This window comes from Sporosarcina sp. USHLN248 (assembly GCF_037144575.1).
In the GTDB taxonomy this organism is placed as follows: Bacteria; Bacillota; Bacilli; order Bacillales_A; family Planococcaceae; genus Sporosarcina; species Sporosarcina contaminans.
This window is the reverse complement of sequence record NZ_JBBCZC010000006.1, coordinates 23,149-35,869: the sequence shown is the minus strand read 5'-3', so window position 1 is coordinate 35,869 and position 12,721 is coordinate 23,149. Positions and strand designations below refer to the sequence as shown.

Here is a 12,721-nt window from a genome sequence, read left to right as displayed (position 1 = left end):
ACTAATAAGTTCAGCTTGTTGACAAACGCTCGCATACTGCGTTGCTCGTCTCGCTCGTCCCCTCATGAACCTTAAGTTCGATTCGGGTCTTCGCTCAACTTCGCGCGGGCCTGCACGATGCAGGTCATGCAGTCGTTGCGACAGGACGTCGCGAATTTAGACTGCCTTCCACGTGACAAGCGTTTTCAAGCCAAGCTGGGCAAGCACCTATCTCATGACTACAAACCTTAAAAAGACTGTAGACAAAGTAAAAAGATACTTTGTCTACAGTCTGAATAAGTTATGTCCTTTCTTTTTCAACTAGAGCAGCCCGTTAGTTTAAGTACATTTATTCACAAACTTTGCCTTTTATTTGATTGTTAACTGCAATGTTTTCATTTTAAAACTGTCTCGGCTGGGGTAAACGCTTCCCATGGATTAAATTTCGTTGTTATTGATGAAATAAACCAATACTCTTTAAATGGTTCTAAATTCTTTTCCACGATTATAATCTTCTCCCCGCCTCCAAAATCTCCATATGATGCCCATAAATCGTATTTAACGGTATACCGCATTTTGGATTCGTTAAGCTTTTCTACTTTGGTAATACGAAAGTTTGTAACCGATGGGCTTGACTGACCTGTTATCCAGTGAGTTTCCTCAAATTTACTCCTTGATTGTTTTCGAAGTGAAGGGGACAACATCGCATATTGAACAGAACCACTTCGATTATTTACGCCTACTATCCACAATTCAACGGCTTGTTTCGGTTCGCCTACCATCAAACCATTCAGAAAAGACATTAATTGGCTTTCTAAAGGAGTGAGTTGTTTGCCTTCAATAATTTTTTCCTCAAAGGAAGGAGTAGTATCGTTCACTTTTGCATTTACTGTTCCATAATACAATCCACAAATTAGTATGTTAAATAAAACCAATAGAAGAGGTTTACCTTTATCCAATTTCATCACCCTAAATTATATTTAGGTTTAGTTTGTCCTCTTCAGTTACTATCATCCCTTCTTCATCTAACCTGCCTCGTTAGTTAAAGAAGATGGGGAGAAAAAAGGTTGTCTCCCTTATAACTTTTTATAAACATTTGCATAAGCTACTTTCAGTTGATTTCTAAATTGCTTGTTTTTCTCTTTCGGCTTTTGATTTTTTCTTTTTAGGGATGTAATAAGGGCATCCTTGTTGTTTTCATTCATTTCTCACTTTACTTGTTTCGTTGTATTCTCTATGAGAACCTCTTGTACCCTCATATTCCCCCCTAAAATCATAGTAATGCTCCATACATCCCTCGCTGTAGGCTACGTCAACTGTTAAAAACATACGTTCCCTTTTATGGTATACATATTAAACTATATGTTCAATATCTAAACAACAAATCAAACATGTTAAAGAAAAAAGGATATATGCTCATCTATTGAACATAACATCCTCAAATTATTTTTAGTCTATTCAAAAGCTGCTCAAAGATGGGTTGTTTTCCTGCAAGTCGATCTTTTGTAGGGATCTTATTTTCCTTCCTTCACAGACACCAACTCCGTAAAAGTCTCGCCATTTTTACCAGTAATTTTTAATACTCCGATTCCCTTTGCGAAGTAAACTCTCGAGCCACTTGGATAACGAAGGATGACAACGTTTTTAAATGTACCCGCTTTCACGGATATCGTTTTCGTTGTGCTTTCAACCAAAACCTTTTGCTCCTCAAACATCATAGAAGAATCTACTGTGTAAGCTCCTTGTTTTAATGGCAAGGGAACGTTGACGAAGATGAAGTCGGAACTCGATACACCCATAAGCAGTCTTTTTCCGTCTTCGATGTAGGTAAAGTTCGATAAATCCGGATAAAGATGACTCTTTTTATTATATAAGTACGTGTATTCATCTTCTTTTTCCACATGAAATGTCTCTTTCTTCTTTTCTAAGAACGATGGTTCATACGTAAGGATCAGACCATCTTTAGGCGTTAGGCCACCAGTGATAGTCGTTAGTGCGGCTTGCGGGTTTTGTTTCGATAAAGCGGACGTGTACACGTATCCTTTGCTTTTTCCACTTTGTACATAGGACCATCCGTTTGATGAAGACAATACGGTTACTTTTGAGTGATTAGTAATTGTACCAATCCTTTTACCATTTTGTTTTGGTTCTACACGCAGAATAATATCATTTTTCGCATTGACATACATTTCGGTTTTCGCTGCTACGGTAGTGTGCAGAGGAAAAGCATATGAACAACCAAGTATGAGTACCATTATTGCTGCCATTATTTTTCTCATTGAAAACACTCCTTACGATAGTTACTACTAACGAGGTTATGAAGCGCATGACAAAAAAAGTACATCTTGCGGGCCGTGTAAAGGTGAGCCATGTTTTTTCTTGTAGAGATTAACATATTTAACTATTCCCTTTTTAACATTTCAAAACTTTTGTCAGAATTATCCGTATACAATTTATATATGGCTATTAACGCAATCTTGTCGTTTTTATAAAAGGAATCGGGGGGGATGGAGATGGGAATGGTAAAGAGGATGATTATAGGAGGATTCGTTGCGTTTGTGGTTTTACTTGCTGGATGTGAGGAGGAAGAGAAGGCGGTTGCTGATTTGGTGGAGACGGAAAAAGTTGAAGAGGTCGAGGCTCATCAAGAAGATGAAACAGTAGTTGATGAGTACTGGTCGCAGCCAATTGATTCGGAGATCTGCAAAACGATATGGGAATGTCGTGATTTAGGAGATACATACGGAAGCGAGCATTTTACTGACTTTAGAAGAGGAATTGAAAGATCAAACGAGATGTGGTACCTGGATGTAGGCACGGAAGAAGATGAAAATTCTCTTGCCGAATTTGATTGGGAAGATGAAGATCTCATTATTGCTCGCTATGAAATTATAGAAGATGAACTTATTTTGACAAAAGGTGAAGAAATGAGCATCTTCAAAGGTATCCCTGATCTTGTGCATACCTTGTACGATCGAAATAAAGTAAATTTCCAAGTCCTTGATTTTCGAGAGGATGTGTACCCGCATGTTTTTGTAAAAGAGGGGAAATTGGGGATGCCTTCTAACTGGATTGGACGGTGGTTTCAATTCGACACGGTAGCCACACTGATTCATGAGTATGGCCATTTGCTGACAATGAATCAAGAGAATCTTGTCAATTCGGATACCTGTCCAGCAGATCAATTCTTTTTGCAACGGTACGAGGAGTGCTATAACGCTAACAGTTATATGAATCTTTTTTATCATTCTTTTTGGAAGGGTTATGAGGAGCAGTGGCTTCATGCTGGTTATGGGACTGTTGAGGAGAGAATTGCTTTTTATGAAGAGCATAAGGAATCCTTTGTGACAACTTACGCTACGGTAAGACCATATGAAGACATTGCAGAGTCTTTCTCTCATTTTATGTTAACGCCGTACAATGACAGTCCACAAACGGTAGCAGAAGAAAAGATTAACTTCTTTTATCAGTTTCCAGAATTGGTCGAGTACCGGGCGTTTGTGTTGAAAGAGCTGAAAGATCGAAAAGACGAGATGTGGTCTTTTTATTGAGGCAAATTTCAAAATGAAATCAAATAGTAGAGAGGCGGGAATTATAGTGTTTAAGACGAATTGAGCTTAAAACTATTCACGTGGACCTCCTGCGTTGTTTGTTTTCACGTATGCAATAAAAACAACACATACAGGAGGTACATGATGATTGAATTACGTAACATAACTTGGGAGAATTTTGATGAGTGCATTCAGTTACAGTTAACAGAGGAACAGAAAGGCTTCTTGGCATCGAATGTCTATAGTCTTGCGCAATCATATGTTGCTTTGCTAAATGATGAATTGCCGGCAATGACTTTTGCAATTTATGACGATGAAACGATGATCGGATTTGTAATGGTGTATCACGACACCGCAGAAGAAAATGAGTATGGCGAAGAAGAAGCTTATGGAATCCTCCGTTTCATGATCGATCGGCGGTACCAAAACAAAGGGATTGGAACGAAAGCTTTTCAAAAGGTTCTTGAGTATATTCGGTCATATCCTCAAGGAGAAGCAAGCGCTGTCTATCTTTCTTACGCCCCTGAAAACGAGGCTGCTCGACATCTTTATGCGAAATTTGGTTTTCGGGAGATCGGCATGGATGAAGAGGAAGATGAAATGGTGGCGAGGCTCATTCTATAAGTGAAAACCTGATGAAACTATCTTCGATCTATTAGGCTATTCCAGTAGGAGTAGCCTCCTTTTGTAAAGCTTGAAGGGTGAGTTTGCGATCTAGTTCAGAGGTGCTTTTAAGTTTGATGGCCAACCTAATTTTAACTCTGAACAGTACACGCGAATACTGTCTATCATCATGTCGTGCCAACAAACGGTATCTTCAAATGACAAAACTATGTATACTCATAGTGAGAGGGTTCGAAACCATCCCCTCTATAATAAAAACTAGGGAGGAAGTACATATGGAAAAGGCAGTAGTCGTATTTAGTGGCGGGCAGGATTCAACGACGTGTCTCCTTTGGGCATTGGAGACGTTTGACGAAGTTGAAGCCGTCACTTTTTTGTATGGCCAAAGAAATAGTTCGGAAATAGGTTCGGCGAAGAAGATTGCTGAGGATTTAGGCGTTCGCCAGACGATCATGGATTTGAATTTGCTGAATCAGCTGACGGAGAATGCCATGACCCGAAGTGAAATGGAGATTGACGAGGCGGGCGAAGTTCCGAATACGTTTGTCGAAGGGAGAAATCATATTTTCCTATCTTTCGCTGCCATTTACGCAAAGCGTATTGGAGCGAGACATATCATTACGGGTGTCAGTGAGGCGGATTTCAGCGGTTATCCCGATTGCCGGAATGATTTTATTGCATCCTTGAATTTGACGCTGAATCTTGCGATGGATACAAGATTTGAGATCCATACGCCGTTAATGTGGAAAACGAAGGCGGATGTATGGGAAATGGCGGATATGATGGGCATGTTGGAGTATATTCGAACGAATACGACGACTTGTTACAACGGAATCATCGGTGATGGATGCGGGGAGTGTCCTTCATGCAAATTACGAAAGAACGGTCTTGAAGCTTACCTATCAGGGGGCCGTATATATGCTTAGAATTCTTATTTATATGCTTTCAATTGTAGCTGCCAATGTGGTTACAGCGAAATTTGCGCCGCTTGAATTAGGCTTATTCATCATACCTTATGGAACACTATTCATTGGATTGACGCTCGTTATGCGGGATATGGTCCAAAATCGATACGGCCGCGCGAAAACGTATATGTGGATTGTCGCTGCGCTTGCATTGTCTGCGATTACAAGCCACTTGCTTGGCGACGCGCTATGGGTCGTATTTGCATCGACTCTAAGCTTTATTATATCTGAAACGGTTGATACGGAAATCTATACACGTTTTAAGCTTCCTTTTGTGAAGCGTGTCATGTATTCGGGCGTTATTGCCGGCTTTCTTGATTCGGCCGTGTTCGTCATTATCGGAATCGGTCCTTTAGGTCTCAAGTTTGTTCCGTGGGAGCTCGTTCCGTATGCGATTGCGGGACAGTGGGTAGCGAAAACGCTTATGCAACTAGTCGTAGCCGGTGGCATTAGACATTTTGTTATGAAATTGGGCATTTATGAACCGAATATATCAGACGTTAACGATACAGTTCCGCAAACAGTGCGGGCAACACGATAAGGGAGGACAAATCGAATGAAACAAAGTGATACGAAAGATCTTACGCTGCTTGGAAATCAAAATACGGAATACCTTTATGATTACAATCCGGAAGTGCTTGAAACATTTGAAAACCAGCATCAAGAAAACGATTATTTTGTAAAGTTCAATATTCCTGAGTTTACAAGTCTTTGCCCGATGACGGGACAGCCGGATTTCGCATCCGTCTATATTTCGTATATTCCGGATGTGCGCATGGTCGAAAGCAAGTCATTGAAATTATACATGTTCAGTTTCCGGAATCATGGAGCCTACCATGAAGACTGTGTAAATATTATTATGAAAGACTTAATTGAATTGATGGACCCGCGGTATATTGAAGTGTGGGCAAAATTCACTCCGCGCGGCGGCATCTCCATTGACCCGTATTGCAATTACGGAAAGCCTGGCACAGTGTTTGAAGAGATGGCGAAAAACCGGCTTATGCAGCATGATATGTATCCGGAAAACATTGATAATCGATAAATAGAATGACAAGCGTTAGATCCTTTATTACGGGGATCTAACGCTTTTTTGGTACGAAAGGAGCGTCTTACATGGCACTGATATTTCATTGAAAAGAAAGACTATTAGGAATATATGTGATACATTAATAGTGATAGTCTGAATAATGAATATTTAATAGTTTTGGAAGAGGGTGTTATTTTGTTGAATGAAAGGGGATGTGTACTGCTTATTTTCGCTTTACGAGTAGGAATTTAACGTATAAATCGAATGGCAGTTGCAAGAAACAAGAGGGAAATTGTATGAGCGGGAGCGTTCTATTTGCGTGTTTGAAATGATGAGGATAATAAAAAGCACCAGGAATACATACTATTAAACGGCAGGCAGAACGTTAGGGAAATCTTCAATACGAAATTGAAAACAGTCTGGGGGGCTTTTCGTGGAGTGGGATTATGAATACGATTTGGTTGTAGTAGGCTCTGGGGCATCGGGATTTTCTGCGGCGATTACAGGAAAAAGAGAAGGTTTGAAAACAGTATTAATTGAAAAAGAGCAATATTTCGGAGGAGCTTCGGCGCTTTCTGGCGGAGGCGTTTGGATTCCGAACAATCGGTATTTGAAAGAGGCGGGTGTACAGGATAGTTTTGAGGATGCGAAAACGTATTTGGATGAGACGGTCAGGGACAAAACTTCGGACGAGATGAAAGAGACGTATTTAAGGCGCGGTGTAGAAATGTTGGATTACATGCATGACACTTCGGAGCATATAAGATTTTCGTATGCAAAGGATTATTCAGATTACTACCCGCAATTGAAGGGCGGAAAAGGGAAAGGTCGTTCAATCGAACCCCCGGTTTTCAACTTGAACAAGCTTGGAGACTGGCGGAAATTGATGAAGCCTCCGGCGATGGATACGAAGGGATTTGTCATGACGGGACAAGATTTCCGCCATGTTAATATGATAACGAGAACTTGGAAAGGCAAGGCGAGGAGTTTGACGTTAGGCTGGAGGCTTGTGCAATATTTGATATTCAGAACCCGTTATTCTTCTTTAGGCCAAGCTTTAATTGGAAGGCTTGCTTTAGCTTATAAGGAGTTAGAAGGCGAGCTTTGGCTAAATAGCCCGTTTGTTGATCTCGTTGTTGAGGACGGAGCGGTTGTTGGCATTAAAATTATGAAAGACGGCAAGGAAGCGAATGTGAAAGCAAATAAAGGTGTCATATTTGCCTCAGGCGGTTTTTCGAGGAAGCAGGAATATCGCGAGAAGTATCTTCCGGCTCCGACGGATCAGGCTTGGACTTCTTCGCCGGAAGGGCAAACTGGTGATTTGCTGTCTCCTGCATTAAGATTGGGTGCGAAGCTTGGATTTATGGACAAAGTGTGGGGGGCGCCGTCCATCATTGATCATACGGGGACACCTTTTTTCTTAGTTGCTGATAGGGCGATTCCTTCGATGATCATTACAGACCAAGATGGAAACCGATATATAAACGAGCCGACGCCGTATCATGAGTTTGTCGATAAAATGTATGAGCATCATGAAAGAACAGGCGGAAAAGCAATCCATTCATGGATCATCTTAGACCATAAAGCGAAGAAAAGGCATCTTTTTGCAGGCCTTTTCCCGGGACAGGACTTCCCGAAAGCGTATTACGATCATGATGTCGTATTGAAAAGCGATACTATTGCCGGTTTAGAAGAGAAGATGAATATACCGACAGGAAATTTAGTACAGACGGTAGAACGTTTCAATGAATTTGCCAAAACGGGCAAAGACTTGGATTTCAACAGAGGCGAAACGGAGCATGACCGATATTATGGCGACCCGACATTGGACAATCCCAATTTAGATGCGATTGACAAAGCGCCTTTTTATGCATTAAAAGTATATCCGGGTGACATCGGAACGAAAGGCGGGGTCGTCATTGATCAGTATGCCCGTGTATTAAAAGAAGACGGTATTCCGATCGAAGGGTTGTATGCTTGCGGCAACTGCTCGGCAGCCGTCATGGGCGAATCGTATCCTGGACCCGGCGCAACGATCGGCCCAGGCATGACATTCGGCTATATTGCAGCACTTCATTGCAAGGAGAAACAGGAGACACTGTCCAAAAGTGATGTCACGGATGAAAATGTAACGATATAGTGTGCAAGTAGAAACCATCTAATGAGCAACATTAGGTGGTTTTTTCTATGAGAAAAGGGCTGTTTATTCGCCCTTCCTATGTCGTTATGCGTTTTGACTATGAAAATGAGCTGTTCACGGCTGTTATGCGCCGAGTGGATTGGTTTTTGTTTCAAGTTTTTATCACAGGTTCGGAGCGGAAGCACGAGAAGGATTAATTTTACTGCTTGAGTTAATTGCAGAAATGATAAGATAGTGTATATAAATTGTTTAGATCGATACTGCTGCCGATAAGGAGGCAAGCTAATTGAGTATTCATGTAACAGAAAAGGAAATTATGAGCCTGTGCGGCGCCGTCTCTTTCAAACGTGGCGAAATGTTTAACCGCGCGGGGCATGTCATAATTGAACAATATAGTGATCAGCGTTGCAAAGCGGTTGTGTCTGGTAAAGAGAAATTTCATGTAACGGTCGGCTTGGAAAATGATAAGTTAGTGACGGAATGCAGTTGTCCTGATCTTCCTTTCTATCGATATAAATGCCAGCATGTGGCGGCTGTTTTAATTGCCATCAATGAACGGCGGGAGCCTGTCAGTGAACAGCAATTGACGGAAGGATTGCTCTCCCTTTTCAATGAGAAACCGAGGTCAAGCGGGCATCAGCTGCATTTTGAAAATAGGGAAGTTGTCGATCTGGCGTTTATATTGCGCCCTGTTGCCGTGTCGAAGGAAGTTATGCTTGGCATTGAGCTGCAAGTGGAGAACGATCCAGTGGAGGATATTCAACAATTTTTGGAGGATGTGAATGAAGGGCGGGTGAGCAAGCTGACACCAGCTTTCACGTTTGATGCTAAACTTCAATGCTTCAGCTATGAAGCAGATGCTGTCTTCCGGCAACTGATTGACATTCATCATGGGAGCAAAGCTTTTCGGCATCGCGCAATCAGTTCAGATACACTGATCATCCCTCCTTCATCATGGCCAAGGCTTTTGCAGGTTTTGAATGAAGCACAGAGTGTTTCATTGCGAAGCGGCGGCAAACAAACGGCTTTCCAAGTAACGGATGACATATTGCCTGTCCGATTTCATTTTGAAAATCGCCCGGGACACGGTCACTCGTTGAAAATGGATGGGTTAGGCTATGTGCAAGTATTGCCAGCTTATGGGATCTGCCTGACTGACGGGCGATTGTTCCAGATGAGCGGCGAGGATTGTAAACGACTTGCTGATTTGAAGCGGATGGTCGAAACGTCAGGGACCCGTCATTTACCAATCTCCACTGAACAAATCGGCTTTTTCATCGAGAAGGTCGTTCCCGGCTTGCGGCGGATCGGCGAAGTGCAGTTGGATGAAACGGTTTTAGACAAGCTTGTAAAATCACCGCTAAAGGCGAAACTCTTCCTTGACCGGGTGAACAATAAATTATTGGCAAGCCTCGAGTTCCAATACGATCATATCGCAATCAATCCTTTGACGGAGCGTGATGAACCGTCGGGCTCTGTACTAGTACGAGACTTGGAAAAGGAAAAAGAAATTTTGCGATTAATGGAAGAAAGTTCATTTGCTCAGACCGATGAAGGGTATGTTTTGCACAATGAGGAATTGGAATATGAGTTTCTTTATCACATTCTCCCGAAGTTAGAAAAATTAGTGCATGTGTATGCAACGACTTCGATTCGAGTTCGGATTTTCAGAGAAGCTCCTAAACCGCGTATTCGCGTCAAAGCGTACGAAGAACGGACGAATTGGCTGGAGTTCAAATTCAGTATGGATGGCATCCCTGACAATCAGATTCGCGGCATTCTTAAAGCATTGGAGGAAAAGCGGAAGTATTACCGATTGCGAGGCGGTGCCCTTCTTTCATTGGAGACAAGGGAATTTGAAGAAATCCAACGCTTTTTGAATGAAGTTCCGGGCAGTCTTGAGGACTTGGAAAAAGGGTTGAATGTCCCGATTGTACGTGGTATCCGCTTTTTAGAAACCATTCACAAAGACGAACTTTTTTCCGTGGAGGAATCGGCTCGAGCATTCCTTGAACGACTGCAAAGCCCTGAAAACTCGGGGGTGGAAGTGCCCGCGCAATTGGAAACGGTGTTAAGGGACTATCAAAAAATCGGCTACCAATGGATGAAAACAATCGCGGAATTCGGAGTCGGCGGTGTATTAGCTGACGATATGGGGCTTGGCAAGACGTTGCAAAGCATCGCGTTCATCGTGTCCGAGCTTCCTAAGATTCGAGAGGAAAAACGGCCGGTATTGATCATTTGCCCATCTTCTTTAACGTACAACTGGCTAAGTGAGTTGAAAAAATTCACTCCTGACGTCAATGCGATCGTTTTGGATGGCACTAAAAAAGAGCGATTCGAACGACAGGCTAATGCGGTTGGAAAGGATGTCTGGATCACATCTTATCCGTTAATTCGGAGAGATATTGCATGGTATGAAAAGCAGGACTTCCATACAGTGTTTTTTGATGAGGCACAAGCTTTTAAAAATCCGTTCACCCAAACGGCGCGAACAGTGAAAAAGCTGCAGGCGACTCATCGATTTGCTTTGACAGGAACGCCGATCGAGAATGCGTTAGAGGAATTATGGTCGATTTTCCATGTCGTTTTTCCGGAATTGTTCGGTGGACTTCAGCAATTTAGTGAGCTTACAAGAAAAACGGTTGCTCGCCGTGTTCGTCCTTTTTTATTAAGACGGGTGAAGGAAGATGTTCTTGATGAGCTTCCGGATAAAATCGAATTGATGGAGTCAACGGAATTACTGCCGGAACAGAAGAAGCTTTACGCGGCCTATTTGGCGAAACTGCGGCATGATACATTGCGGCATTTGGATAAGGACACACTGCGGAAAAATAAAATACGAATCTTGGCGGGACTGACGAGGTTGCGCCAAATTTGCTGCCACCCAGCATTGTTCGTAGATGGGTATAAAGGAAGCTCAGCGAAATTTGAACAGCTGAAGCAGCTCATCGAGGAAGCGAAGCGAGCGGGAAGAAGGGTGCTCATCTTTTCGCAGTTCACGAAAATGCTTGAGATGATCGGCAAGGACTTGGCGATGGACGGAACACCGTATTTTTATTTAGACGGGCAAACGCCATCAGAAGAACGGTTGGAGCTATGCAATCGGTTCAATGCCGGAGAGCGCGATTTGTTCCTCATTTCCTTGAAAGCAGGCGGAACCGGGTTGAATTTGACAGGGGCGGACACCGTCATTATGTATGATCTTTGGTGGAATCCCGCAGTCGAAGAACAGGCCGCCGACCGCGCACACCGAATCGGACAAAAACAAGCCGTTCAAGTCATTAAGCTTGTTGCAAGGGGAACAATTGAGGATAAAATGAATGAATTGCAAGAGCGGAAGAAGAATTTGATTCAAGAAATCCTCGGTGAGGATGACGCGGGCGTTGGTTCGTTGACAGAGGAGGATATTAAAGAGCTGTTGCAGATTTAAGGGGAGTGGCGGGAAGCGGGATGTGAACGGATAGGAGATTGGTGCTTTTGTTCCGTTTTCGAGGATGCCGCTTCCATTTTCATTTTTGACATGTTGTACAACACTCACTGTTTCTTTTAAAGATGCTTCAATTTGTCTGGGTTTCTAATGAAGTAAAAGTTGCGAACGACTTTCTTCTGAACGTGCATAAATACAACGGTGTCGACTTTTTGATCGTTGCGGTAAATAATGCCGACTTGACCATTCAATTCTGTAATTTCGACATTACCATTACCTATTGACGCTTTTCTCATAATCCCTAAAAGGAACCGGGCAACATGGTTACTCGATTGAATCGGATGAATAGCTGCCAACGCTTTTCCACCTCCATCGGAAATCAGCGTAACATCTTCTGCTAACATGGAAATGACTTGATTCATATCTCCTTGTTCAAGGACTGAAAGAAACCGTTCAATCCATTTTCTATCGATTGCTTCCTCATGAATTGGACCATTGGCATGAACACCTATCTTTCTTCTAACACGACTGACAAGCTGCCTGCAATTCACTTCACTTTTACCGATGATTTTTGCAATTACCGAGTAGTTAAAAGAGAGCCCTTCATGCAGTACGAATGCTGCCCGTTCTATAGGTGTCAATTTCTCAAGCACAATCATCATTGCATACGATAATAGATCATTTTGGATAACTGATTCCACCAGTTCATCATCTGATAAACGAATGGGCTCCGGCAGCCAATGACCAACATACTGTTCACGCTTTCGGCTAGCGGATTTTAGTACATCCAGAGAGCGATTTGTAGCCATTTTACATAAGTAGGCTTTTGGCTCAACGAGACACTCAAGTTTCACGTCATGTAATTTCAGGAAAACATCGTGTACCACGTCTTCTGCATCAACAGCAGAGCCGGTTAATTGATAAGCCAACGTGAAAAGAAGTCTTCTATATTGAATATAATAGTTTTCAATTTCATCATGTCTCAAGTTATTCCCACGACCT

11 protein-coding genes and 1 pseudogene are annotated in these 12,721 nt (G+C 42.4%); 8 read left to right on the top strand and 4 right to left on the bottom strand.

The genetic code is table 11. From position 1 onward, the window contains the following. Positions 1 to 374: 374 nt before the first annotated feature. The 3 genes and pseudogenes from WFH04_RS03700 to WFH04_RS03690 all read right to left on the bottom strand — a co-directional run bounded on the left by WFH04_RS03700 (position 375) and on the right by WFH04_RS03690 (position 2,258). Positions 375 to 944: a hypothetical protein gene (locus WFH04_RS03700; RefSeq protein WP_336822713.1), complete on the bottom strand. Its 570-nt coding sequence runs from the start codon at positions 942 to 944 to the stop codon at positions 375 to 377. A gap of 111 nt (positions 945 to 1,055) precedes the next feature. Next, positions 1,056 to 1,187: pseudogene (locus WFH04_RS03695) on the bottom strand (DUF6262 family protein); the annotation flags it as partial. Between the two features lie 306 nt (positions 1,188 to 1,493). Then, positions 1,494 to 2,258, bottom strand: a complete 765-nt coding sequence (locus WFH04_RS03690) for an SH3 domain-containing protein (protein WP_336822712.1) — start codon at positions 2,256 to 2,258, stop codon at positions 1,494 to 1,496. A gap of 234 nt (positions 2,259 to 2,492) precedes the next feature. Here WFH04_RS03690 and WFH04_RS03685 point away from each other — a divergent pair, with 234 nt between their 5' ends. The 8 genes from WFH04_RS03685 to WFH04_RS03650 all read left to right on the top strand — a co-directional run bounded on the left by WFH04_RS03685 (position 2,493) and on the right by WFH04_RS03650 (position 11,722). Beyond that, on the top strand, positions 2,493 to 3,530 hold the full coding sequence (locus WFH04_RS03685) for a hypothetical protein (protein WP_336822711.1): 1,038 nt from the start codon (positions 2,493 to 2,495) through the stop codon (positions 3,528 to 3,530). 144 nt (positions 3,531 to 3,674) lie between these two features. Next, the gene (locus WFH04_RS03680; RefSeq protein WP_336822710.1) at positions 3,675 to 4,154 is read left to right on the top strand and encodes a GNAT family N-acetyltransferase; all 480 of its coding nucleotides are present in this window, start codon (positions 3,675 to 3,677) and stop codon (positions 4,152 to 4,154) included. Between the two features lie 275 nt (positions 4,155 to 4,429). After that, a complete protein-coding gene (gene queC / locus WFH04_RS03675) occupies positions 4,430 to 5,080 on the top strand; it encodes a 7-cyano-7-deazaguanine synthase QueC (RefSeq protein ID WP_336822709.1) in 651 nt (216 codons plus the stop codon). Then, a complete protein-coding gene (locus tag WFH04_RS03670) occupies positions 5,073 to 5,660 on the top strand; it encodes a VUT family protein (RefSeq protein WP_336822708.1) in 588 nt (195 codons plus the stop codon). Before queC ends, WFH04_RS03670 begins: the two co-directional genes overlap by 8 nt. A gap of 15 nt (positions 5,661 to 5,675) precedes the next feature. Then, complete coding sequence (gene queF / locus WFH04_RS03665; RefSeq protein ID WP_336822707.1) at positions 5,676 to 6,164, top strand: preQ(1) synthase; 489 nt, start codon at positions 5,676 to 5,678, stop codon at positions 6,162 to 6,164. A 418-nt stretch (positions 6,165 to 6,582) separates the two neighbouring features. Beyond that, positions 6,583 to 8,289, top strand: coding sequence for an FAD-dependent oxidoreductase (locus WFH04_RS03660; RefSeq protein WP_336822706.1), 1,707 nt, complete (start codon positions 6,583 to 6,585; stop codon positions 8,287 to 8,289). A gap of 47 nt (positions 8,290 to 8,336) precedes the next feature. After that, positions 8,337 to 8,486, top strand: a complete 150-nt coding sequence (locus tag WFH04_RS03655; RefSeq protein WP_336822705.1) for a hypothetical protein — start codon at positions 8,337 to 8,339, stop codon at positions 8,484 to 8,486. Between the two features lie 89 nt (positions 8,487 to 8,575). Then, positions 8,576 to 11,722, top strand: a complete 3,147-nt coding sequence (locus WFH04_RS03650; protein ID WP_336822704.1) for a DEAD/DEAH box helicase — start codon at positions 8,576 to 8,578, stop codon at positions 11,720 to 11,722. Positions 11,723 to 11,838: 116 nt separating this feature from the next. Here the strand turns inward: WFH04_RS03650 and sigJ are convergent, their stop codons facing one another. Further along, positions 11,839 to 12,705 (bottom strand): RNA polymerase sigma factor SigJ, encoded by an 867-nt coding sequence (sigJ, locus tag WFH04_RS03645; protein ID WP_336822703.1) that lies wholly within the window; start codon positions 12,703 to 12,705, stop codon positions 11,839 to 11,841. Positions 12,706 to 12,721: the final 16 nt, after the last annotated feature.

Excerpts from the sequence above, each read along its gene's own strand:
- WFH04_RS03700 (WP_336822713.1), bottom strand. The coding sequence starts at position 944 with ATGAAATTGGATAAAGGTAAACCTCTTCTATTGGTTTTATTTAACATA.
- WFH04_RS03690 (WP_336822712.1), bottom strand. The coding sequence starts at position 2,258 with ATGAGAAAAATAATGGCAGCAATAATGGTACTCATACTTGGTTGTTCA.
- WFH04_RS03685 (WP_336822711.1), top strand. The coding sequence starts at position 2,493 with ATGGGAATGGTAAAGAGGATGATTATAGGAGGATTCGTTGCGTTTGTG.
- WFH04_RS03680 (WP_336822710.1), top strand. The coding sequence starts at position 3,675 with ATGATTGAATTACGTAACATAACTTGGGAGAATTTTGATGAGTGCATT.
- queC (WP_336822709.1), top strand. The coding sequence starts at position 4,430 with ATGGAAAAGGCAGTAGTCGTATTTAGTGGCGGGCAGGATTCAACGACG.
- WFH04_RS03670 (WP_336822708.1), top strand. The coding sequence starts at position 5,073 with ATGCTTAGAATTCTTATTTATATGCTTTCAATTGTAGCTGCCAATGTG.
- queF (WP_336822707.1), top strand. The coding sequence starts at position 5,676 with ATGAAACAAAGTGATACGAAAGATCTTACGCTGCTTGGAAATCAAAAT.
- WFH04_RS03655 (WP_336822705.1), top strand. The coding sequence starts at position 8,337 with ATGAGAAAAGGGCTGTTTATTCGCCCTTCCTATGTCGTTATGCGTTTT.